This is a genomic window from Streptomyces sp. NPDC002853 (assembly GCF_053591915.1).
This window is the reverse complement of record NZ_JBSFUS010000001.1, coordinates 66,452-89,469: the sequence shown is the minus strand read 5'-3', so window position 1 is coordinate 89,469 and position 23,018 is coordinate 66,452. Positions and strand designations below refer to the sequence as shown.

The 23,018-nt window shown below is 70.8% G+C and carries 21 protein-coding genes; 10 read left to right on the top strand and 11 right to left on the bottom strand.

The annotated features are described in order from the left end of the window. Positions 1-66 precede the first annotated feature (66 nt). Entirely contained in the window at positions 67-828 is a 762-nt protein-coding gene (locus tag ACWD02_RS00435) for a hypothetical protein (RefSeq protein ID WP_451202857.1), read from the top strand. On the opposite strand, the gene ACWD02_RS00430 is transcribed toward ACWD02_RS00435, so the two are convergent. The 3 genes from ACWD02_RS00430 to cobT all read right to left on the bottom strand — a co-directional run bounded on the left by ACWD02_RS00430 (position 771) and on the right by cobT (position 4,506). Then, on the bottom strand, positions 771-1,448 hold the full coding sequence (locus ACWD02_RS00430; protein ID WP_451204303.1) for a hypothetical protein: 678 nt from the start codon (positions 1,446-1,448) through the stop codon (positions 771-773). The two genes, ACWD02_RS00435 and ACWD02_RS00430, sit on opposite strands and share 58 nt — an antisense overlap. A gap of 38 nt (positions 1,449-1,486) precedes the next feature. After that, entirely contained in the window at positions 1,487-3,274 is a 1,788-nt protein-coding gene (locus ACWD02_RS00425) for a phosphatidylglycerol lysyltransferase domain-containing protein (RefSeq protein ID WP_451202854.1), read from the bottom strand. Between the two features lie 80 nt (positions 3,275-3,354). After that, complete coding sequence (gene cobT, locus ACWD02_RS00420) at positions 3,355-4,506, bottom strand: nicotinate-nucleotide--dimethylbenzimidazole phosphoribosyltransferase (protein ID WP_451202851.1); 1,152 nt, start codon at positions 4,504-4,506, stop codon at positions 3,355-3,357. A 220-nt stretch (positions 4,507-4,726) separates the two neighbouring features. Here cobT and ACWD02_RS00415 point away from each other — a divergent pair, with 220 nt between their 5' ends. Next, positions 4,727-5,464 carry a class I SAM-dependent methyltransferase gene (locus tag ACWD02_RS00415; RefSeq protein WP_451202849.1) on the top strand — a complete coding sequence of 246 codons (738 nt, stop codon included), beginning with the start codon at positions 4,727-4,729 and terminating at the stop codon, positions 5,462-5,464. A gap of 9 nt (positions 5,465-5,473) precedes the next feature. Here the strand turns inward: ACWD02_RS00415 and ACWD02_RS00410 are convergent, their stop codons facing one another. Next, positions 5,474-6,673, bottom strand: coding sequence for a bifunctional adenosylcobinamide kinase/adenosylcobinamide-phosphate guanylyltransferase (locus tag ACWD02_RS00410; RefSeq protein ID WP_451202846.1), 1,200 nt, complete (start codon positions 6,671-6,673; stop codon positions 5,474-5,476). 90 nt (positions 6,674-6,763) lie between these two features. On the opposite strand from ACWD02_RS00410, the gene ACWD02_RS00405 reads away from it, so the two are divergent. Further along, a complete protein-coding gene (locus ACWD02_RS00405) occupies positions 6,764-6,985 on the top strand; it encodes a hypothetical protein (protein ID WP_363208308.1) in 222 nt (73 codons plus the stop codon). Positions 6,986-7,055: 70 nt separating this feature from the next. On the opposite strand, the gene ACWD02_RS00400 is transcribed toward ACWD02_RS00405, so the two are convergent. The 3 genes from ACWD02_RS00400 to ACWD02_RS00390 all read right to left on the bottom strand — a co-directional run bounded on the left by ACWD02_RS00400 (position 7,056) and on the right by ACWD02_RS00390 (position 9,714). Continuing rightward, entirely contained in the window at positions 7,056-8,108 is a 1,053-nt protein-coding gene (locus tag ACWD02_RS00400) for a S1C family serine protease (protein ID WP_451202843.1), read from the bottom strand. Between the two features lie 149 nt (positions 8,109-8,257). After that, on the bottom strand, positions 8,258-8,965 hold the full coding sequence (locus ACWD02_RS00395; protein WP_451202841.1) for a class I SAM-dependent methyltransferase: 708 nt from the start codon (positions 8,963-8,965) through the stop codon (positions 8,258-8,260). Positions 8,966-9,039: 74 nt separating this feature from the next. Then, entirely contained in the window at positions 9,040-9,714 is a 675-nt protein-coding gene (locus ACWD02_RS00390) for a DUF3043 domain-containing protein (protein ID WP_363208686.1), read from the bottom strand. A gap of 219 nt (positions 9,715-9,933) precedes the next feature. On the opposite strand from ACWD02_RS00390, the gene ACWD02_RS00385 reads away from it, so the two are divergent. The 5 genes from ACWD02_RS00385 (at position 9,934) to ACWD02_RS00365 (ending at position 16,358) form a co-directional block, all read left to right on the top strand. Further along, the gene (locus ACWD02_RS00385; RefSeq protein WP_451202839.1) at positions 9,934-10,725 is read left to right on the top strand and encodes a PspA/IM30 family protein; all 792 of its coding nucleotides are present in this window, start codon (positions 9,934-9,936) and stop codon (positions 10,723-10,725) included. 28 nt (positions 10,726-10,753) lie between these two features. Beyond that, positions 10,754-11,032 (top strand): PspA-associated protein PspAA, encoded by a 279-nt coding sequence (pspAA, locus tag ACWD02_RS00380; RefSeq protein WP_451202837.1) that lies wholly within the window; start codon positions 10,754-10,756, stop codon positions 11,030-11,032. Between the two features lie 112 nt (positions 11,033-11,144). Beyond that, positions 11,145-12,383: a sensor histidine kinase gene (locus ACWD02_RS00375; RefSeq protein ID WP_451202834.1), complete on the top strand. Its 1,239-nt coding sequence runs from the start codon at positions 11,145-11,147 to the stop codon at positions 12,381-12,383. After that, the gene (locus ACWD02_RS00370) at positions 12,380-13,060 is read left to right on the top strand and encodes a response regulator (RefSeq protein ID WP_451202832.1); all 681 of its coding nucleotides are present in this window, start codon (positions 12,380-12,382) and stop codon (positions 13,058-13,060) included. Before ACWD02_RS00375 ends, ACWD02_RS00370 begins: the two co-directional genes overlap by 4 nt. Positions 13,061-13,211: 151 nt before the next feature. After that, positions 13,212-16,358: an efflux RND transporter permease subunit gene (locus ACWD02_RS00365; protein ID WP_451202829.1), complete on the top strand. Its 3,147-nt coding sequence runs from the start codon at positions 13,212-13,214 to the stop codon at positions 16,356-16,358. Positions 16,359-16,458: 100 nt separating this feature from the next. Here the strand turns inward: ACWD02_RS00365 and nadA are convergent, their stop codons facing one another. Beyond that, complete coding sequence (gene nadA / locus ACWD02_RS00360) at positions 16,459-17,664, bottom strand: quinolinate synthase NadA (protein WP_451202826.1); 1,206 nt, start codon at positions 17,662-17,664, stop codon at positions 16,459-16,461. A 318-nt stretch (positions 17,665-17,982) separates the two neighbouring features. Between nadA and ACWD02_RS00355 the strand changes: the two genes are divergently transcribed. Further along, positions 17,983-18,339 (top strand): HesB/IscA family protein, encoded by a 357-nt coding sequence (locus tag ACWD02_RS00355; protein ID WP_030933606.1) that lies wholly within the window; start codon positions 17,983-17,985, stop codon positions 18,337-18,339. Positions 18,340-18,419: 80 nt separating this feature from the next. Here the strand turns inward: ACWD02_RS00355 and ACWD02_RS00350 are convergent, their stop codons facing one another. Together ACWD02_RS00350 and ACWD02_RS00345 are read right to left on the bottom strand one after the other, a co-directional pair. Further along, complete coding sequence (locus tag ACWD02_RS00350; RefSeq protein ID WP_451202823.1) at positions 18,420-19,946, bottom strand: hypothetical protein; 1,527 nt, start codon at positions 19,944-19,946, stop codon at positions 18,420-18,422. Between the two features lie 166 nt (positions 19,947-20,112). After that, positions 20,113-20,331, bottom strand: a complete 219-nt coding sequence (locus ACWD02_RS00345) for a hypothetical protein (protein WP_451202820.1) — start codon at positions 20,329-20,331, stop codon at positions 20,113-20,115. A gap of 135 nt (positions 20,332-20,466) precedes the next feature. On the opposite strand from ACWD02_RS00345, the gene ACWD02_RS00340 reads away from it, so the two are divergent. Further along, entirely contained in the window at positions 20,467-21,441 is a 975-nt protein-coding gene (locus ACWD02_RS00340) for a carbohydrate kinase family protein (RefSeq protein ID WP_451202818.1), read from the top strand. Here the strand turns inward: ACWD02_RS00340 and ACWD02_RS00335 are convergent, their stop codons facing one another. Continuing rightward, positions 21,442-22,821: an aminotransferase class V-fold PLP-dependent enzyme gene (locus ACWD02_RS00335; RefSeq protein WP_451202816.1), complete on the bottom strand. Its 1,380-nt coding sequence runs from the start codon at positions 22,819-22,821 to the stop codon at positions 21,442-21,444. It abuts the gene before it with no gap. Positions 22,822-23,018 lie beyond the last annotated feature (197 nt).

The following is a 23,018-nucleotide window of genomic DNA, read 5'->3' as shown; positions in this document are numbered from 1 at the left end:
GCGGAACGACTGCCCACAGCCGAGGACCGGCGTGCGACATGTTGCCCCCCGGCCCAGGATGGCCCCATGGCCGACTGGTGGTACCGGAACATCACGGAGCCCGGAAAGCTCCCGCTGCTCCTGGCCCTGCTCTCCTTCGTGGGCTGCTTCCTCGTCACGAGGACCATCACCCGCCTGATCCGCGCGGGCAAGGGCCCCTTCCGGAACATCAGCTCGGGAGACGTGCACATCCATCACGTCGTCCCGGGCATCTTCCTCATGCTCGTCGGCGGTTTCTGGGCGGTCGCGGCGGGCCGGCACAGCCTCGCCTCGATGTTCGCGGCGGTCATCTTCGGCATCGGCGCCGGTCTCGTGCTCGACGAGTTCGCCCTGATCCTCTATCTGGACGACGTCTACTGGAGCGAACAGGGCCGCAAGAGCGTCGAGGTCGTGATGCTCACCGCGGCGCTGGTGGTGCTCATCCTCACCGGCTTCACCCCGTTCGGCGTGAACGACCTGACGCCCGAGGAACGCGGCAACCGCGCGGGCTTCGCCCTGAACATCGCCGTCAACTGCTGCTTCGCCCTGGTCGCCCTGGCCAAGGGAAAGCTGCGGACGGCCCTCATCGGCATGGTGATCCCGCTGGTCGCGCTGGTGGGCGCGATCCGCCTCGCCCGCCCCGGATCGGCGTGGGCCAAGCGCTTCTACCGCAACCGGCCGCGCGCCCGCGCCCGGTCGGGCCTGCGTGTCTTCCACCACGACCGCCGCTGGGCGGGACCGCGCCGCAGGATTCAGGACCTGATCGGCGGCAGACCCGACCCGGAACTGCCCCGCCCGCCACGCCGCTGAAGCGCCTCCGAGCAGGCGCACAGCACCAGCGCGGCCGTGATCGCCGCCAGATGCTCCTTGCCCGCGAGGTTGTCCTTGACGAGCACCTCGGCGACCATCACCGCGATCACCAGACCCGCGGTGAACCAGGCCCGGTACCGCCAGCACACGTACACCGCGAGGCCGACCACCGCGGCGGACGGCCCGGTGTCGATGACCCGCGCGTCGGACGCGGGGAGCCCCAGCGGGTGGCCCGGTCCCCACGCGATGCCCACGCGCGCGTAGAGCGTGCCCGCGAGGGTGGCCGCGTAGCCGATCACGAGCGTGCGCCACCAGCCGACGCAGATCTCCGCGATGCCGAACACCAGCAGGATCTGCGCGAGCGCACCCCAGACGGGCAGGTCGAGCGCGGGCACGAAGAGCGAGAGCGGGGTGCGCAGCAGGGCGAGCCAGAGCGGGTCGTCGGCCCGTACGGAGCCGATGTTCTGCACGAACCGATAGCCCCAGGACTGGTTCTGCGTGAACTGGAGCAGGGCGGTGAGGCAGACGGCGGCGAGCGTCATGGGCGCGGCCCGCCACCGCCGCCCGGCGATGCCGTCGCGCACGGCGGCGTAGAGCGGACCCCACTCGGTGCGCGCCATACGGGTGAGACGGGTCAGACGGCCCCCGGCCAGGGAACTCAACGTCGGGACTCCAGATGGTTGCGGTGCAGCCGCCCCCAAGTTCTCGGCTTCGCTCGAACAGGGAGGGACCCTCTTGGCAGGCTCGGCGCTTCGAGGAAGCCCTCCGCGCGGGCCGACGCGATGCCGATGCGCGGCAGGTCCCCGCTCTTCTCGAAGAGAAGGAAGCGGGGCTCCCAGATCGGGCGGTACTTCGCGTTGGCGCGGTACAGCGACTCGATCTGCCACCACCTGGAGAAGAAGGTGAGCAGGGAGCGCCACAGCCGCAGGACCGGGCCCGCGCCGAGCCGCGAGCCACGTTCGAAGACGGACCTGAACATCGCGAAGTTGAGGGACACCTGAGTGATCTTGATCTCGGCCGCGCGCTGGAGCAGCTCGATGACCATGAACTCCATCAGGCCGTTCTCGGAGTCGCGGTCCCGCCGCATCAGGTCGAGCGAGAGCCCGTTGGGCCCCCACGGCACGAAGGAGAGGACGGCCCGCAACTCGCCGTCGCCATCGGTGCATTCGAGCATCACGCATCGCCCGTCCGCGGGGTCACCGAGCCGTCCGAGCGCCATCGAGAAACCGCGCTCCGTCGCCCCGTCCCGCCAGTCGTCGGCGCGCTCGAGGAGGTACGTCATCTCGTCGGCCGGGATGTCCTCGTGGCGGCGGATCCGCACCTCGTACCCCGCCCGCTTGACCCGGTTGTACGCCTGGCGGACCGTCCGCATGGCCCGTCCCTCCAGCGTGAACTCCGAGGTCTCGACGATGGCTTCGTCGCCCAGTTCGAGCGCGTCCAGGCCGTGCCGGGCGTAGATCGTGCCCGCCTCCTCGCTCGCGCCCATCACGGCGGGGATCCAGCCGTGCTCGCGGGCGTCGGCGAGCCAGGGTTCGATGGCCCCGGGCCAGGCCTCGGGGTCCCCGATGGGATCACCCGAGGCCAGGGACACCCCGCCGATGACCCGGTAGGCGACCGCGGCCTTGCCGCTCGGCGACCACACGACGCTCTTCTCGCGGCGCAGCGCGAAGTAGCCGAGCGAGTCGCGTTCGCCGTACTTGTCGAGCAGTTCGTGCAGCTTGCGCTCGTCGTCCTCGGTGAGCGTGTCGACCGCCTTGCGCGAGCGGAACGCGGCGTACAGGACGGCCAGGAGGAGAAGCGTGCTGAGCACGTTGATGGTGACGTTGACCCAGCCGGGCGTGGCGATGCCCTCGAAACGCCGGTCGTCGGCGGCCAGCGAGACCAGGCGCATGGTGCCGTAGCGCCAGCGGTCGAGGAAGGCCGAACGGCTCTCGTCGTGCGCGTGGTTGGTGACGGTGACGAGCAGCGCGGCGATCAGCGAGGTCACGAGCAGCCCGCCGACGGCGACGGCCGCGGCGAGCTTCGGGTTGGAGCGGTCGCCCTTGGCGTAGAACTCGCGCCGTCCGACGATCAGTGAGGCGACGAAGGCGGCCGTCAGGACGAGGGAGATCCAGTTCTGCGCATGACGGCGGATCTCCGGGAAGACCATCGCGAAGGCGAAGAGGAGCAGGAAGAGCCCGCTGAGCACGAGGTTGAGGATCCAGGCGGCGCGTTTGCGGCGGCGCATCGTGATCGCCAGGAACATGGTGAACGCGCCGGAGGCGAAGCCCGCGGTGAGCAGATAGGGCGTGAAGTAGTTCTCGGTGTTGTGCCGCCGCAGATCCTGCCCGAGGGAGACCCAGACCGCGCTCAGGAAGTTGATGAAGGTGACGGCGCGGAGGTACCAGACGCTGAAGGCCGCAGCGAGGCGCTGACGGCGCCCGGCAGCAGATTGTTCATCTCCCATGAAAAGGGATCATATGGGGCATGCCGGGCCGTCATCGGCTGCGCGCGGACGCGCCGCTCACTCCGCTTCGGACGGGCCGCCTACTCCGCTTCGGGGTCCCCTGCCCTGGCCGGAACCCCCGAGCGGGGCGCGGGCCGGGCCTCGGGCTCCGGCGCGGCCTCCGGGTCCGGCTCGGGCTCTGCCGCCGGCTCCCGCTCCGGCAACTCGGCCGAGAGCGCCGCCGCGGCCCGCACCAGCGGCAGCGCGAGCAGCGCGCCGACGCCCTCGCCGACCTGCACGCCCTGCTCGATGACGGGGTCGAGCGCCATCCGGTCCAGGGCCTTGGCCTGCGCGGGCTCCCCGCTGTTGTGCCCCGCGAGCCACCAGTCGGGCGCCCGGAAGGCGACCCGCTGGGCAACGAGCGCCGCGGCCGATGCCACCACGCCGTCCAGGACGACCGGAGTACGCCGTACCGCGCACTGCAGCAGGAACCCGGTCATGGCGGCGATGTCCGCACCGCCCACCGTCGCGAGCAGTTCGAGTTGATCCCCGAGTACGGGGCGCGCCCGCCGCAGCGAATCCCGGACCGCCGCGCACTTGCGCATCCACGCGAGGTCGTCGATCGGCGAGCCGCCCCGCCCGGTGACCACGGAAGCGTCGGTTCCGCACAGCGCGGCGACCAGCGTCGCCGCGGGTGTCGTGCCGCCGACGCTCACATCGCCGAGCACGACCAGGTCCGTCCCGGAGTCCGCCTCCTCGTCGGCGACGGCCATCCCGGCCCGCACCGCGGCCTCGGCCTCCTCCGTCGTCAGCGCGTCCTCGATGTCGACGCGACCCGAGCCGCGCCGCACCCGGTGCCCCGCGACCTCCGCCGGAAGCTCGGCGGGGTCGCAGTCCAGGGCCATGTCGACGACCCGGACGGGCACGTCGAGACGGCGCGCGAGAACGGACACGGGGCTGGCGCCGGAGAGCACGGCGCGCACGAGTTCGGCCGCGCCGCCCGCGGGCCTCGCGGACACATCGAGGCCCGCGACCCCGTGGTCACCGGCGAAGAGGATCACGCGCGGCCGCTCGATCGGCTTGACCGGCACCGATGACTGGGCCGCGGAGAGCCACTCGGCCAGCTCGTCCAGGCGGCCGAGCGCTCCGGGCGGCACGCTCTGGCGTTCCCTGCGCTCCTCGGCGTCGCGGCGGATCCCGCCGTCGGGCCGCTCGATCAGGTCGGTGAAGTCGTCGAGATTCAGCGAGCTCATTCGCCGAACAGTACCGGCAGGGCCCTGGCCCGGCTCGAACGGCCCGGCGGCAGGCGTCCGCGCGCGAGCGAGGCCCGCGGGGACGGGCCGCCTCCGCGGTGTCATTGCACCGGCGTCGATGTTCCTTTACGTACCGTTTGCGGGTAGTTGTCGCACTGCAAGTACGCGCACCGTACGCGGCACCGTCCGCACCGCCCCGACAGAGGAGCCCGCCACGCCCATGGACGCAGCCCAGGCCGCCGCCGCCCAGGCCGAGAAGATCTTCGCCGTCCCGTGCTCCACCCGCCGCCACCGGGCACGGGCCCGCGCGATGGGCCGCTTCATCGACCCCGAGAGCTGGCTGGACGTCGAGACCGGGCTCGGACACTTCCCCGCCGTCGCACAAGCGGTGCACCCGTACACCTCCTTCGACGGCCTCGACCTCACCGGGCGCGTGGAGGAGGGCCGCAGGGCCGGCCGCGTGGAGGAGGCCCACCGCGGGTTGCTCGTCGACCTGGCGCCGAAACTCGCGGGGCGCTACGACGCGCTGAGCATGTTCCACTACCTGGAGCGCAGCGCCGACCCGCGCATCGAACTCATCGCGGCCCGCACGGTGTTGCGGCCGGGCGGCCATCTGATGATCGAGGTCCCCGTGCCGCGCAGCCGGTACGCGAGGATTCTCGACACGGGGTGGATCAGGCCCCAGCCCTACCACCGCATCCCGTCCGCCGCCCTGCACGCCGAGCTGGAGAGCCTCGGCTACACAGTCGTGGCCACCGACCGGCGCGAGCCGCACATCCCCTTCGACCTCACCGCACGGCTCGCCGTCACTCTCGGCCGCATCCGTGCCGCGGCGCGCATCGCGGTGCCGCTCCTGGCCGTGGCAGCCCTGGCCGACCGCATCCTCGCCCCCTTGGTCAGCCGCACCCGCTTCTCCAACGCCTACCGGATCATCGCCCGCCGCAACCCCAACGCGTGAGCCGCCGGTTCAGCCGCGCAGGGTGAGCGCCTGGCCCGCCACGACCATCAGCACGTGTTCGCACTCCGAGGCGAACGCCGCGTTCAGACGGCCCAGTTCATCGCGGTAGCGGCGGCCCGACGCGGTCGCCGGGACGATGCCGGAGCCGACCTCGTTCGACACGGCGACGACCGTGCGCCGGGTCGCCCGCACCGCGTCCGTGAGCTCGGCGACCCGCTTGCGCAGCGCCCGTTCGCCACCGCCCGCCCATTCGTCGTCGTCCCACGCGTTCACCTCGTCCATGGCGTACGTCAGCCACAGCGACAGGCAGTCGATGAGCAGGGGAGGGCCGTTCTCGGCGAGCAGCGGCACGAGGTCGCAGGTCTCGGCCGTGCTCCACGACCCGGGGCGCCGTTCACGGTGGGCGCTCACCCGGTCCGCCCACTCGGAGTCGCCGTTCCTGGTGCCGCCCGTGGCCACGTACAGCACCTCGGGGAATGCCTCCAGGCGGCGCTCGGCCTCCACCGACTTCCCCGACCGCGCACCGCCGAGGACCAGCGTCCGGCGCGGCACGTCGGGCACGTCCTCATAGGCGCCGACCACCAGCGTCGCCCCGTCCGGCACCGCCCGCGCACCGGCGGCGGCCAGCCTGCGGGTCAGTTCCGCGCCCGGCGGCACCTCGTGGCCCAGATGGACGGCGACGACGTCCGTGGTCGGCCCGATCGCCCCGGTGGCCCGCAGCCGCGCGAGACCGTCGGGGCGCCCGACCACATCGGCGAGGACCATCTCGTACGCGGGCTGCTCCTCCGGCAGTCCGGCCGGCGCACCGCCCGGCGGCAGATACAGCAGCCGCTCCCCGTCGGGACCCACGACTTCGTACCCCGTGCCGGGGTGGTCCATCGCCACCGCGCGCACCCTGTGCCCGGTGAGCAGCGCGAGCTCCCGCCCGTCGGGCACCCGGCCCGGCTGCGGCAGGCCCGCGGGCACCTCCACCGAGGGGCCGTCGTGCGGATGGGAGAGGAGCACCTGGCGTACACCGCCGAGCGAGTGCCCGGAGCGGGCGGCCGCGAAGGCGGCGCCGGGAGTGAGGTCGAGCAGCAGGACGCCGTCCACCAGAAGCGCGGTGGCGGCGCGCGCCGCGCCGCCGAGCGCGGTCGCGCAGGCCGCGCAGGGGCAGCCGGGGCGGGGCAGGCCTTCGGGGGCGCCGGTGCCGAGCAGAGTCAGTTCCACAGGAAGATCCTCCCGCGTCACCGCTCGCGCCGCTCGCCCGGCTAGGCTGCGAAGGGCTTCACACAGCTGTCGGACCATCGGGAGGCTGGCATGGCGGCATGGACGTGGCGGTTCGAGAAGGCGGACGGGACGGAGGTCCAGCCCGCTCTGACGCCGGAGGAGTTCACGACTCAGGGGGACGCGGAGTCATGGCTCGGCGAGTTCTGGAAGGAGCTCGCGGAAGGCGGCGCCGACCAGGTGTCGCTCTTCGAGGACGCGAACAAGATCTATGGGCCGATGAGCCTGCACGCGGAGGACGCGGCGCAGGGGTGAGTGACGCCTGAACGTGAGGGGGCGCCCGCTCGAAGCGGGCGCCCCCTCATGCGTTCTGCGTCGCGCGCCCCTACATCTCGCCCAGCGTGACGTCGGCGGTCTTCTCGGAGCCGTCCCGTACGTACGTCACCTGCGCCTTCTCACCCGGCTTCTCCCCGGCGAGTGCCTCGGAGAGCGAGGTGATCGTGGTGATCCGGGAGTCGCCGAGCTTGGTGATGATGTCGCCGTTCCGCAGGCCGGCCTTGGCCGCGCCGCCGTCCTTCTGCGCGTCGACGACGGCGACGCCCGCGGGCCTGTAGTCGTCGCCGAGGACCGTGCGCCCGGTGATGCCGAGCGCGGCCCGGCCCGAGTCGGTGACCTTGCCGTCCTTGATGATCTGGTCGGCGATGGTCTTCACCATCGAGGACGGGATCGCGAACCCGATCCCCGGTGCCGCGCTGTCGCCCATCTGCGGATCGGTCGCGGCGAGCGTCGGGATGCCGATGACCTCGCTGTCCAGGGTGACCAGGGCTCCGCCGCTGTTGCCCGGGTTGATCGCGGCGGACGTCTGCACCATGTTCGCGATCGTGGCCCCGGCCGCGCCCTCAGCACGGGGCTCGCTGACGGTCCGTCCGGTGGCGGAGATGATGCCCTGCGTGACGCTGGACGACAGGCCGAGCGGCGAGCCCATGGCGAGCACGATCTGCCCGACCTTGGCCTTCGTCGAGTCCGCGAACTTCGCGGGCTTGAGCTTGCTCGGCGGGTTGTCGAGCTTGATGACGGCGAGGTCCTGCTCGGGATAGGCGGCGACGAGCTTCGCGGTGAGGGCCTGCTCCCCGGTGGCCGTCGTGACCTTGAAGGTCTCCTCCTTGCCCACGACGTGGGCGTTGGTGACGACGTGGCCCTTGTCGTCGTAGACGACTCCGGAGCCGAGGCTGTCGGAGGCGTCGATCTGGACGACCGAGGGCAGGACGTCCTCGATCACCTGCTGGTAGGCGTCCTGCAGATCGCTCTCCGCCATGGGCGCGGCCTGAGTGGTGGACTCACCGGAGTCCCCGGAACCGGGGCTTGAGCAGCCCGCGAGGATGAGCGCGGCGGCAAGGGAGGCGGTCACGGTGACGGCACGGGTACGCGAGGCATTCATGCCCCGAGTGTCGCGTTGGCCCCGATATGCCGCCCTGAAATAGACGGCCGATCAGGGGGTCGCGGTGCGTTTCTGACGGTGTCGGAAGCGTCCTCGCGCCCCTGCCCACCGGGTGGGCGGGAAACATCCGCCGCGAAGCGGCGGTTCAGTCAGTCCCGCACACCGCAGACGTGCAGCAGGGCCGCGACCCGGCGGTACGGGTCGGTCCGCCCAGCCCGCTCCTCGGCGGCGAGCAACGCCGCCAACTCCGCGTCCTCCGGCGGAACAGCGTCGTCCGAGGCCTGGTCGGTGAAGACCCGCACGCCGTACCAGGCATGCAGCGGCGCAGCGATCCCCGCGAGCGACGAGGACACGGCGTCGAGCCGATCGGCCCGCGCCTGGATGCCGAGCCGATTGCGGTACACGGTGGAGTCGAAGGCGCCCATCGCCCCCGCCCAGTCCCCGGCCAGCCCCGGCCGCATGGCCAGCGCGTCCGCGTTCCGCACGAGGAGGGAGAGCAGCCCGCCGGGTGCCAGCATCCGGGCGAGGCCCGCCAGCAGCGCGTCCGGCTCCTCGACGTACATCAGGACGCCGTGGCACAGCACGACGTCGAAGCTGCCCGGCAGGAAATGCACCCCGGTCTCGCGCCCGTCGCCCTCGACGATCCGCACCCGGCCCTGGATTCCCTCGGGCTCGGCGGCGAGTGCGGCACGCGCCGCGGCCACCATCGCCGCATCCTGCTCGATGCCGGTCACCTTGTGCCCGGCGCGGGCGAGCCGCAGGGCCTGCGTGCCCTGGCCCATGCCCACGTCGAGCACCCGCAGCCGCTGCCCCACGGGGAAGCGCCCGGCTATCTGCTCGTCGAGCTGCCGGGTCACCAGCTCCTGGCGTACGGCGTTACGCAGGCCGCCCAGCTTCTCCAGCCACGCGGCAGCCCCGCCGGCGAATCCGCTCAGGGCCGCTCTCCGCGCTTGACCTGCGGCTTCGGCAGACGCAGACGGCGCATCTGGAGCGTACGCATCAGGGCGTAGGCGACCGCGCCCTTCTTGCTCTCGCTCGGGAAGCGCTCGTTCAGGCGCTTCTTCAGGCGCACCGCCGTCGTCACCGAGTCCACGATGATCAGGACGATCACGAAGAGCCAGAGAAGCAGCGCGATGTTCTGCAGCTGCGGGATGCGGACCATGCTCAGCACGAGGATGATCACCGCGAGCGGCAGGAAGAACTCCGCGATGCAGAAGCGCGAGTCGACGAAGTCCCGCGCGAACTTGCGCACGGGCCCCTTGTCGCGGGCGGGCAGATAGCGCTCGTCACCACTGGCGAGCGCCTGACGCTGCTTGTCCATCTGGACGCGGCGTTCATTGCGCTGCCGCTTGGCCGCCTCCTTGCGCGTCACAGGCGTGTTGGCCACGCTGCGGCGCTGGGTCTGGGCCTCACTGCGCTTGGGCGTGGGGCGGCCCTTGGGGGCCTGCGGGTCACGGGGCTGCTGGGAGTCGGTCACCGGGGCCTTGGCTACCGGGGCCTTCTCGTCCTTGGATCGGCTACGGAACACAAAACCCAAGGGTACGGGGTGCGGACGTGTGGACCCCAGCCCGACGGGGAACGATCCGGCAACACCGGGCGTCTTGATTGTGTGGCTAAGGGGATGTTCCGTGTGGTTTACAAGCGGTTTTCGGGCGGTTCCCGGGGGTGCACCTACTCCCTACGCCTGAGCCCGGCCGGACACAGTCGTCCTTGGGGATGAGCGCATCCGCACGCGAACAGTGCGGTAATGGATGCAGGGCCCGTACTGTGGGTTCTGAGCAGTACCTGGAGCCGGAAGTCCGTCAGAAGGGGGCGCGCGAAGCCCATGAGCGGTGTCATGAAGCGTATGGGGATGATCTTCCGCGCGAAGGCGAACAAGGCCCTTGACCGGGCCGAGGACCCGCGCGAAACCCTCGATTACTCGTACCAGAAGCAGCTTGAGCTGCTTCAGAAGGTGCGCCGTGGTGTCGCCGACGTGGCGACGTCGCGCAAGCGCCTCGAACTGCAGCTGAGCCAGCTCCAGAAGCAGTCCTCGACCCTTGAGGACCAAGGTCGCAAGGCGCTGGCGCTCGGCCGCGAGGACCTGGCCCGCGAGGCCCTGTCCCGCCGCGCCGCGCTCCAGCAGCAGGTGACCGACCTGGAGACGCAGCACCAGACGCTCCAGGGCGAGGAGGAGAAGCTCACCCTCGCGGCGCAGCGCCTGCAGGCCAAGGTCGACGCCTTCCGCACGAAGAAGGAGACGATCAAGGCCACGTACACCGCCGCCCAGGCGCAGACCCGGATCGGCGAGGCCTTCTCCGGCATCTCCGAGGAGATGGGCGACGTCGGCATGGCGATCCAGCGTGCCGAGGACAAGACCGCGCAGCTCCAGGCGCGGGCGGGCGCGATCGACGAACTGCTCGCCTCCGGTGCTCTCGACGACTCCTCCGGGCTCGCCAAGGACGACATCCAGTCCGAGCTGGATCGCCTCTCCGGTGGTACTGATGTAGAGCTGGAACTGCAGCGCATGAAGGCCGAACTGGCCGGCGGCTCGACGTCGAAGCAGGCCATCGAGCCGGGTCAGGGACAGCCCCAGACCCAGCAGCCGCAGGACACCCCGCGCTTCGACAAGCAGTAGGTCACCGCTCACGTCCGAGGAGGGCGACATGATCGTACGGATCATGGGGGAGGGGCAGGTGAGGCTGGCCGACAGCCACTTCACCGAACTGAACAAGCTGGACGACGAGTTGCTCGCCGAAATGGAGAGCGGCGACGAGTCCGGCTTTCGCCGAACCCTTGGCGCGTTGCTGGACAAGGTCCGGGAGCTGGGCGAGCCCCTCCCGGACGACGCCCTGGAACCCTCCGAGCTGATTCTCCCGGGCCCGGACGCGACCTTGGAAGAGGTCCGCGAGATGCTGAGCGACGACGGCTTGATCCCTGGCTAGCGAAGGGACCCAGGGCAATCGGGTGGGTGAGCGGGAAAGATCCGGCGCGAAGCGCCGGTCCGGTCCGTCCCCAAGGCCGGGCGGCCAGGGACGGCCCCGTACGGTTCAAGGCGTGACCACTCTCGTGCGAGGCCGCTGCTGGGCCAAGGCGCACCCCCTGGCTGTGGACGGAACCCTCGCGGCAGCCGTCCTCGTGTGCATGGTCATCGGCTCCTTCGTCGAGCCGTACGGCCATGACGGCGGCCCCACCTGGGGCACCCGCACCCCGGGCACCCTCAGCCTCGTCCTGATGCTGCTCGGCGCCTCCGCGCTGATCTTCCGCCGCCGGGCCCCCTGGATCGTGCTCGCGGCGACCTGCACCTTCACCGTCGTCGACCTGGTCACCGGCGCGTTCCGCGGAAGCGTCGTCATGAGCGCGGTCATCGCCCTCTACACCGTCGCCGCCACCACGAACCGTCCCACCACCTGGCGCGTCGGCTTGATCACCATGACCGGGCTCACCGCGGTCGCGATGCTGGCCGGCCCCCTGCCCTGGTACGCGCAGGAAAACCTCGGCATCTTCGCATGGACCGGCATGGCCGCGGCCGCCGGTGACGCCGTCCGCAGCCGCCGCGCCTTCGTGGACGCCATACGCGAGCGCGCCGAACGCGCGGAACGCACCCGCGAGGAAGAGGCCAGGCGCCGCGTCGCCGAGGAACGGCTGCGCATCGCCCGCGACCTGCACGACGTGGTCGCCCACCACATCGCCCTCGTCAACGTCCAGGCGGGAGTCGCCGCCCACGTCATGGACAAGCGGCCGGACCAGGCCAAGGAAGCCCTGTCCCACGTACGCGACGCAAGCCGCTCCGCGCTCAACGAACTGCGCGCCACCGTCGGCCTGTTGCGGCAGACCGGCGACCCCGAGGCGCCCACCGAGCCGGCCCCGGGCCTGGCCCGCCTCGACGACCTTGTCGAGACCTTCCGCCACGCGGGCCTCCCCGTCGAGGTGACCTGCGACGACACCGTGGCCGACCTGCCCGCCGGGGTCGACCTGGCCGCCTACCGCATCATCCAGGAAGCCCTCACGAACGTGCAGAAGCACGCGGGAGCGGGCGCCAAGGCCGAGGTCAGCGTCATCCGCGTGGGGCCGAACGCCGAGGTCACGATCCTGGACGACGGCGGGGGCGAGAAGAAGGAACCGGCCGGTGAGAGCGACGGCGGCGGGCACGGCCTCCTCGGCATGCGCGAGCGCGTCAGCGCCCTGAACGGCCGCTGCACCGCCGGACCCCGCTACGGCGGCGGCTTCCGCGTCCATGCGATCCTGCCGGTCACGGCAACGCCGGTCACCCCGGCAGAGGGAGGGACCGCGTGACGATCCGGGTGCTGCTCGCCGACGACCAGGCCTTGCTGCGCAGCGCGTTCAAGGTGCTCGTCGACTCCGAGCCCGACATGGAGGTCGTCGCCGAGGCGTCGGACGGCGCGGAGGCCGTCGAGCTCGCCAGATCCGAGGCCGCGGACGTCGTCCTGATGGACATCCGTATGCCCGGCACGGACGGCCTCGCCGCCACCCGGCTGATCAGCGCCGACCCCGAACTCGCCCACGTACGCGTGGTCATGCTGACCACCTTCGAGGTCGACGAGTACGTGGTGCAGTCGCTGCGTGCCGGTGCCTCCGGCTTCCTCGGCAAGGGCGCGGAGCCGGACGAGCTGCTCGGCGCGATCCGGATCGCGGCCGCCGGTGACGCCCTGCTCTCCCCGGTGGCGACGAAGGGGCTGATCGCCAAGTTCCTTGCGCAGGGCGACAGTTCGGACGCGAAGGACGGGGTGCGCGGCGAGCGGCTCGACGCGCTCACCGGGCGTGAGCGCGAGGTGCTCGTACAGGTCGCGGGCGGCCACTCGAACGACGAGATCGCCGAACGCCTGGAGGTCAGCCCGCTCACCGTGAAGACGCACGTGAACCGTGCGATGGCGAAGCTGGGCGCCCGTGACCGGGCGCAACTCGTCGTGATTGCCTACGAATCGGGCCTGGTACGTCCAAGGGTGGAGTGATTGCGGTCGCGACGTACTGCACTCGCAGTATGCGCCGCATAAGAACGGGTCCTCGGAGTGACGATTCCTGCTCTGGACATGGCAGATCGTGTAGGGGGCACCGGCCCTGCCGGTGCCGTTCCTGCGCAGTACGCCACAGAGAGAGACCACCATGTCCTGGCTGTCCCGGTTCAGCCTCGCCCAACGGGCCCTTGTCGGGCTGATATCGATCATCGCCCTCGTCTTCGGCGTGATCGCGATCCCTCAGCTCAAGCAGCAGCTGCTGCCCTCCATCGAACTGCCGATGGTGTCCGTCCTGGCCCCGTATCAGGGCGCGTCCCCCGATGTGGTGGAAAAGCAGGTCGTCGAACCCCTCGAGTCCTCGATCGACGCGGTCGACGGCATCACCGGCATCACCTCCACGGCGAGCGAGGGCAACGCCGTGATCATGGCCCAGTTCGACTACGGCAGCGGCTCCAAGCAGCTCGTCGCCGACGTCCAGCAGGCCGTGAACCGCGCCGGGGCCCAGCTCCCCGACGACGTGGACCCGCAGGTCATCGCGGGCTCCACGGACGACATCCCGACCGTCGTCCTCTCCGTCACCTCCGACAAGGATCAGCAGGCGCTCTCCGACCAGCTCGACCGCACCGTCGTGCCCTCCCTCAAGGACATCGACGGCGTCGCCCAGGTCACCGTCGACGGCGTGCGCGACATCCAGGTCGACGTCACCCCCGACGACAAGAAGCTGGCGAAGGCGGGCCTGACCCCGGCCGCGCTCGGCCAGGCGCTCCAGGCCGGCGGCGCCACGCTGCCCGCGGGCTCCTTCGACGAGGACGGCAAGAACCGCACCGTCCAGGTCGGCGGCGGGTACACCTCCCTGAAGCAGATCCAGTACCTGATGGTCACCCCCGAGGCCAAGCCGGGGGAGCGGCCGGGCAAGCCGGTGCGCCTCAGTGATGTCGCCACGGTGAAGCAGACGCCTTCCGAGGCCACCTCCATCACGCGGACCAACGGCGAGCCGAGCCTCGCCCTCGCGATCACGATGGACCAGGACGGCAGCGCCGTCGCCATCTCCGACGCGGTCAAGGACAAGCTGCCCGACCTGCGCAAGGACCTGGGAGCGGGCTCCGACCTGACGGTCGCGAGCGACCAGGGCCCCGCGGTCTCCAAGTCCATCGACGGCCTCACCACCGAGGGCGCACTCGGCCTGGTCTTCGCGGTCCTCGTCATCCTGGTCTTCCTGGCGTCGATCCGCTCGACGCTGGTCACCGCGGTCTCCATCCCGCTCTCGGTCGTCCTCGCCCTGATCGTGCTGTGGACGCGGGACCTCTCCCTCAACATGCTCACGCTCGGCGCGCTGACCATCGCCATCGGCCGTGTCGTCGACGACTCGATCGTGGTCCTGGAGAACATCAAGCGCCACCTCGGCTACGGCGAGGAGCGCGAGGCCGCGATCATCACCGCGGTCAAGGAGGTCGCGGGCGCCGTGACGTCCTCGACCCTGACGACCGTCGCGGTGTTCCTGCCGATCGGCCTGGTCGGCGGCATGGTGGGCGAGCTCTTCGGCTCCTTCTCGCTGACGGTCACGGCGGCGCTCCTGGCGTCCCTGCTCGTCTCGCTCACGGTCGTGCCCGTCCTCTCGTACTGGTTCCTGCGTCCCCCCAAGGACGTCCGCGGCGCCGACCCGGAGGAGGCCCGCCGCAAGGCCGAGGAGAAGGAGGCGAAGAGCAGGCTCCAGCGCTTCTACGTCCCGGTGCTCCGCTTCGCCACCCGGCGCCGCTTCACCAGCCTCGTCATCGCGGTCGTGGTCCTCGTGGGCACGTTCGGCATGGCGCCGCTCCTGAAGACCAACTTCTTCGACCAGGGCGAGCAGGAAGTCCTCACCATCAAGCAGGAGTTGAAGCCGGGCACCAGCCTGGCGGCGTCCGACGCCTCGGCCAAGAAGGTCGAGAAGATGCTGGACGGTCTCGACGAGATCAAGGACTACCAGGTCACGGTCGGCTCCTCCGGTTTCATGGCTGCCTTCGGCGGCTCCACGGACACCAACCAGGCCTCGTACACCCTGACGCTCAAGGACAAGTCCTCGTACGACAAGACGCAGGACAAGGTCGAGGAGGAGCTCGGCAAGCTCTCCGGCATCGGCCAGACGTCCATCGCGGCCGGTGACGGTTTCGGCAGCCAGGACCTGAGCGTGGTCGTCAAGGCCGCCGACGGCGACGTGCTGCGCAAGGCGTCCGACGAGGTGCGCGACGAGGTCGCGAAGCTCGACGACGTCACGGACGTGCAGAGCGACCTGTCGCAGAGCATCCCGCGGATCTCGGTCAAGGCGAACTCCAAGGCCGCCGCTGCCGGGTTCAACGACACCACGCTCGGCCAGGCCGTCGCCCAGTCGGTCCGCGGCACCAAGAGCGGCAAGGCGATCCTTGACGACACCGAGCGCGACGTCGTGGTGAAGTCCGCGCAGCCCGCGAAGACCGTCGCCGAGCTGCGGAAGCTGAACCTCGGCGCCGCGAAGCTCGGTGACATCGCCGACGTCGAGCTGGTCGACGGACCGGTCTCCATGACCCGCATCGACGGCGCCCGCGCCGCGACGATCACCGCGAAGCCGACCGGCGAGAACACCGGCGCGGTCAGCGCCGACCTCACCAAGAAGCTCGACGCGCTGAAGCTGCCGGACGGCGCCACCGCGTCCATCGGCGGCGTCTCCGAGGACCAGGACGAGGCCTTCGCCTCGCTCGGCCTCGCGATGCTCGCGGCGATCGCGATCGTCTTCATGCTGCTCGTGGCGACGTTCCGCTCGCTCGTCCAGCCGCTGATCCTGCTGGTCTCGATCCCGTTCGCGGCCACGGGCGCCATCGGTCTGCTCATCGCGACGGACACCCCGATGGGCGTCCCGGCGATGATCGGCATGCTGATGCTGATCGGCATCGTGGTGACGAACGCGATCGTCCTGATCGACCTGATCAACCAGTACCGCAGGCAGGGTCACGGCGTGGTCGAGGCGGTCATCGAGGGCGGCAGGCACCGCCTCCGCCCGATCCTGATGACGGCCCTGGCGACCATCTTCGCCCTGCTTCCGATGGCCCTGGGCATCACGGGCGAGGGCGGCTTCATCGCCCAGCCGCTCGCGGTGGTCGTCATCGGCGGCCTGATCACGTCGACGCTCCTCACGCTCCTCCTCGTCCCGACGCTCTACGCGATGGTGGAGCTCCGCAAGGAGAAGCGGCGCACGAAGCGCGAGGCCAAGCGGGCGAAGAAGGCAGGCGTCCCGCCGCAGTCCGCCGCCGAGTCGGACGACCCGGCACCGGCCCAGGTCTGACCCTGCGGGCCGGCGGGGGCTGATCGCCCAGTTCCCCGCGTCCCTTGAGTGACGGGGTGCCCCTCGACCAGAGGGGCACCCCGTCACTGTCCGGCCAGGCCTACGGCAACGCCAGCATCCGCTCCAGCGCCAGCTTCGCGAACTGCTCGGTCTCGCGGTCGACCTCGATCTGGTTGACCAGCTTGCCCTCGGCCAGGGACTCCAGGGCCCAGACCAGGTGCGGCAGGTCGATCCGGTTCATGGTCGAGCAGAAGCAGACCGTCTTGTCGAGGAAGACGATCTCCTTGTCCTCGGCGGCGAAACGGTTCGCCAGGCGGCGTACGAGATTCAGCTCGGTCCCGATCGCCCACTTGGAACCGGCGGGAGCCGCCTCCAGGGTCTGGATGATGTGCTCCGTGGAGCCCACGTAGTCCGCCGCGGCCACGACCTCGTGCTTGCACTCGGGGTGCACCAGGACGTTCACGCCGGGAATCCGCGCGCGCACGTCCTCCACGGACTCCAGCGAGAAGCGCCCGTGCACCGAGCAGTGCCCGCGCCACAGGATCATCTTCGCGTCACGCAGCTGCTCGACGGTCAGGCCGCCGTTCGGCTTGTGCGGGTTGTAGAGGACGCAGTCGTCGAGCGAGAGGCCCATGTCGCGGACCGCGGTGTTCCGCCCGAGGTGCTGGTCGGGAAGGAACAGCACCTTCTCGCCCTGCTCATAGGCCCACTCCAGGGCCCGCTTGGCGTTGGACGAGGTGCAGATCGTCCCGCCGTGCTTGCCGGTGAAGGCCTTGATGTCGGCCGAGGAGTTCATGTACGAGACGGGCACGACCTGCTCGGATATCCCGGCCTCGGCCAGCACGTCCCAGCACTCCGCGACCTGTTCGGCGGTGGCCATGTCGGCCATCGAGCAGCCGGCGGCCAGGTCGGGCAGGACGACCTTCTGGTCGTCGGTCGTCAGGATGTCCGCGGACTCGGCCATGAAGTGCACGCCGCAGAAGACGATGTACTCCGCCTCCGGCTTGGCGGCCGCGTCCTTGGCCAGCTTGAAGGAGTCACCGGTGACATCCGCGAACTGGATGACCTCGTCCCGCTGGTAGTGGTGGCCGAGCACGAAGACCTTGTCGCCGAGCTTCTCCTTGGCGGCACGGGCGCGTTCCACCAGGTCGGGGTCGGAGGGCGACGGCAGATCGCCGGGGCACTCCACGCCACGCTCGCTCTTGGGGTCCGCCTCGCGGCCGAGCAGCAGCAGAGCGAGCGGTGTGGGCTGAACATCGAGTTCCACGAGGTCCACGGGGGACTGGGCGGTGGTCACGACACGCACCCTTTCTGAATGTGATGAGCGCGGCGGCAGCCGCTCCGGTGGAGCCGGTGCTTGCACCGGGGAGCCTTTTCGTCTAATTGACGTTATCTATCATAACCGCTTCACGTCAGTTTGACGATGGCCATAGTGTCGATGTGACGCGTTCGCCTCCGACGGGCCGATGCCCCGCCGCCCCGCATGTGCGAGCATGAAGGGACAACAGCCGAATGACAGCCGAGAGACAGTCGAGAGACACAGCACTCGGCCCGGAATGAATCCGCGGCCCCGACGGTTGCAACCGTCGGCAAGCAGTCTCCGTACAACCCGGGAGAGAAGCAGATGTCCGTATCGGACGAGACCACCACCGTGAGCGACGGCATCCTCCTGTCCGACGCCGCCGCGGCCAAGGTCAAGGGCCTTCTGGAGCAGGAGGGCCGGGACGACCTGGCGCTGCGCGTCGCCGTTCAGCCCGGTGGCTGCTCCGGCCTCCGCTACCAGCTGTTCTTCGACGAGCGCTCGCTCGACGGCGACGTGGTCAAGGACTTCGACGGCGTGAAGGTCGTCACCGACCGGATGAGCGCTCCGTACCTGGGCGGCGCTTCCATCGACTTCGTCGACACCATCGAGAAGCAGGGCTTCACGATCGACAACCCGAACGCCACGGGCTCCTGCGCCTGCGGCGACTCGTTCAGCTAGATCAGTACGTACGAAGGCGGCCCCCGAAGCACTTCGGGGGCCGCCTTCGTGTGCGCGGTGCTTCCTGTCGGTGTGTGCCTCTACTTGCGCGGCACCGTCCCGCCACCCGTCTCGTCCACGACCTTGCGGTCGCCGAGCGGCTGGTCCAGGGTCACGGTCTTGGTGAACTTCTTGGCCATCATCACGCAGACCTCGCCCTTCTTTTGGGTCCCGGTCACCTCCACGCGCACGCTGCTCTTGCTCTCGTCGGCCGAAGCCGAGTACTCGCTGCAGACGCCGCCCCAGAAGGACAGGGTCAGGGACTTGCCGTCCACGCGGTAGGACTCGACGCGCGTACTCGAGTCCTGCTTGCCCGTGCCCGGCTTCTCGGTGGGCGTCGGAGCGGCGGACGGCGTGCTCGGCGAGGTGAGGAACTTCGGCTCCACGGCCGTGTGCGTCACCGTGAAGGTGTCCTGCGCACCCTGCGGCTGCACGTCGAACAGCCAGGAGGGCACGAGCGCCTGGCGCCCGTCCACGAACTGCACCGCGAGCCCGAAGGTGGCGCCCTTCACCGTGACCGGCTTCGGCTTCGGAGGCGCGGAGGAAGGCTCCTCGCACGGCGCCTTCGTCCCCGTCTCGACCGCGGGGCCGTCACCCTCCGAGCTGGTGGCGGTGTCGCCCGCGGGGTTCGGCACCGCCGACGCGCAGCCGCCGATGCCGACCCGGCCGCCGCCGTCGGCCGACGCGTTGAGCTGGTCCAGGGTCTCCTCGGCGCTGATCACCGGGTAGGTGTCGCCCTTTTCCGGCGCCTTCAACTGCCCGCTACCGCCGACCACTTGGCCGTCCGCGCCGACCTGGATGCCGGTCGACCAGCCGTAGGTCGGCAGGCCGCCCACCTTCGGGTCGGCGTTCACCACCCGTACGCCGCCCATGAGTTGGCCCGCGTCCAGCTTCGCGTCGTCCTGGCCCACGGCCTTCAGGATCGGCGCCGCCGCCTTCTTCGCCGCGCTTTCGCCGACCGCCTCACCCTCGCCGTTCGGCGCGGCGGACGACCCCGGAGCCTCCGAACAGGGCTTGCCCTTCTGGCAGTTGTCGCTGCCGCCGGTGGCGTACTTCGTGAACGTCCAGGTGCCGGGCGCCTGCTTGCTCACCTGGAGCGAGGGCCCGGAACCGTCCTTCGTGGGGCCGATCTTCCAGGCGCCGTCCTGCGACGTGGGCTTGCCCGTGACGCCGAGGGCCTTGGCCAGCTCGGTGACCTGGTCCTGGCTGACGGTGCCGCGTGCGTGGTAGACGGGCGCGTCGTCCGGGCCACCGGGCAGCTTGCCCTCGGCGCGGTAGGTGGCGCCGCTCGGGTCGGGCTCTCCGGGGGCGATGCCGCTCGTGTCGCCGGTGCCGCCGCCTTCCTGCCGGTCGCCGTCCGTGTGGCCGTCGAGGGCAAGAGGTGGGGGCGTGCCGCCGTCGGCGGCCGGAGAACTGCCGTTGCCGTCGCTGCCGCCTGACGCGGTGGCGGCGAAGTAGGCGCCGCCGCCACCGACGAGCAGCACCGTGGCCGCCACCGACGCGACGGCAAGGCGGGAACGCCGCCGGTGCTGCTCGGCCGCGTCATGAACGGGTCGCTCGGTGCTCACCGCATCGCTCCTTCGACTGCACTGCTGTCCCTGGAGGCCCTTGTGCGGGCCTCGTTCGTATTCCACGTCCCCTTTACGGGGGACAGCGGTGGGACGCAGCGGGGGAGCGCGCGGTTCCCTCGGCGCGCGCCGATGCCCCTGGGCCGGTCGAGGACCGGCTCTCGCCTCAGTCGCCGTACTCGGACATGCCGTCGATCAGCCGCGCGGAGGCGGACGGGACGCTGACGCCGTGGATCAGAGCGGGCGACACCGGGGCGGTCGCGGCGGCCGCGGGGGTCACCCAGTGCGGGGCCATGCGGGCGCAGTCGCCGCGCAATGTCTCCAGGGACTCGGCGGGCAGTTCGACGGGGCGGGCGTTCACGACATGCTTCGAGATAACGGCCATAACCGCACCGTACGCATCGCACACCTCGCGAAAAAAGACCTACTAACGGGTAGTTTGGCCTCTTCAGTGACGGTGTCCCCACCCGGTAGCGTGAAGTGTCAACCCCTCGCCTCTCCTCCACAGGAGCATGCCGTCGTGCGTATCGCAGTCACCGGCTCCATCGCCACCGACCACCTGATGACCTTCCCCGGCCGCTTCGCCGACCAACTGGTCGCGGATCAGTTGCACACGGTTTCTCTCTCTTTCCTGGTCGACGCCCTAGACGTACGCAGGGGAGGAGTGGCCGCCAACATCTGCTTCGGCATGGGCCAGCTCGGCACGAGCCCGATCCTGGCCGGCGCCGCGGGCTCGGACTTCGGCGAGTACCGCGCCTGGCTCGACCGGCACGGCGTCGACACGGCATCGGTCCGCATCTCCGAGACGCTGCACACGGCCCGCTTCGTGTGCACCACGGACGCCGACCACAACCAGATCGGCTCCTTCTACACGGGCGCGATGAGCGAGGCCCGCCTCATCGAACTGAAGACCGTGGCCGACCGCGTGGGCGGCCTCGACCTGGTTCTCATCGGTGCGGACGACCCCGAGGCGATGATGCGCCACACCGAGGAGTGCCGGACGCGGAAGATCCCCTTCGCGGCCGACTTCTCCCAGCAGATCGCGCGCATGGAGGGCGAGGAGATCCGGACCCTCCTCGACGGGGCCACGTACCTCTTCTCGAACGAGTACGAGAAGGGGCTCATCGAGTCCAAGACCGGCTGGACCGACGCCGAGATCCTCTCCAAGGTCGGCCACCGCGTGACGACCCTCGGATCGCGCGGCGTGCGCATCGAGGCGACGGGCCAGGACCCGATCGAGGTCGGCGTTCCCGAGGAGGAGGCGAAGGTCGAGCCGACCGGCGTCGGCGACGCCTTCCGCGCGGGCTTCCTGTCGGGTCTTGCCTGGGGCGTCTCCCACGAGCGTGCGGCGCAGGTCGGCTGCATGCTCGCCACCCTGGTCATCGAGACCGTCGGCACCCAGGAGTACGAGCTGCAGCGCAGCAACTTCATGGACCGCTTCACCAAGGCCTACGGCCATGAGGCGGCGTCCGAGGTCCAGGCCCACCTGGTCTAGTCAGGAGCTCCGGCGGACCACATACGCGGCACCGTGGTCCGTCGGCTCCTCGCCCACGTACTCCTGCCCCCGCATCTCGCACCACGCCGGGATGTCCAGCCGCGCCGCCTCGTCGTCGGCGAGGACCGTGACCGTGCCGCCCACCGGCACGTCCCCGATGACCTTCGCGAGCTCGATGACGGGCAGCGGGCAGCGCTTGCCGAGCGCGTCGACGACGAGTGACCCGGACGCCGCCCGCGGGGCCGAGGCCACCGGTGCGCCCAACTGCTCCCGTACGCCGGTCACCACACCCGGCAGAACCTCCAGAAAACGCTCGACGTCCGCTTCCTGGGTCCCCCGTGGGAGTGACACCCGGACGTTGCCCTCGCTCAGTACGCCCATCGCCTTCAGGACATGGCTCGGGGTCAGCGTCGAGCTGGTGCAGGACGAGCCGGACGAGACCGAGAAACCCGCACGGTCCAGCTCGTGCAGCACTGTCTCCCCGTCGACATAGAGACACGAGAAGGTCACCAGGTGGGGCAGGCGCCGCTCCGGATCGCCCACCACCTCCACGTCCGCCACCAGACCCGGCACCCGCGCCCTGATCCGCTCGGTCAACTCCCGCAGCCGGGCGCCCTCATCGGCGGCCTCGGCCTGCACGGCACGCAGCGAGGCCGCGGCGGCGACCACCGCCGGAATGTTCTCGAAGCCCGGGGCGCGCCCCGACTCCCGCTCGTCGGCCGGGCCTTGCGGGGCGAACCGCACCCCCTTGCGCACCACCAGCAGCCCCACGCCCGCGGGCCCGCCCCACTTGTGGGCACTGGCGGCGAGCAGTGACCACTCCCCGCCCACCCGGCCCCACGGCAGCGACTGCGCGGCGTCCACCAGGAGCGGCACCCCGGCGGCCCGACACGCCGAAGCGACATCGGCCACCGGCTGCTCGGTGCCCACCTCGTGGTTGGCGGACTGAAGGCAGGCGAGCGCCGTGTCGGGGCGCAGCCCTGCGGTGTACGCGGCCGTGGACACCGCCCCCGACCGGTTCACGGGGATCTCCGTCACCGTCCCGCCGTCGGCTTCGAGGGCCGCCGCCGCATGGAGCACCGAAGAGTGTTCGACCGCGGACACCACGAGATGGCGTCCGACACGCCGACGCCCCGCCAGGGCCCCGGCGATCCCGGAGTGCACCGCCCGGGTACCCGAAGGGGTGAAGGAGAGCTCGTCGGGGCGGCACCCCACGGCCTCGGCGGCGGCCTCCCGCGCCGCGTCGAGCAGCAGCCTGGCCCGCCGGCCCTCGCGATAGAGCCGCGCCGGATCGGCCCACCCCTCGTCGAGCGAGGCCTGCAGCGCCTGCCGGGCCACGGGGTGAAGGGGAGCGGAGGAGGCAGCATCGAAGTAGGACACGCGGTCACGCTAAGCGCCCTGAAGGGGCGCGGGGAACTGCGCGATCAGCCACGACAGCCCCGCAGCCGCGGACCGGGCTGTTCCGCCGGGCCACCGGACGGCCGGACCTCCCGTCAGAAAGCCGCTGCGGGCCGGGCATAACACCCTTCGGAGTGACCCGCGGCGCGTTAGGCACCCTCCCCGCGCGACCCCAAATA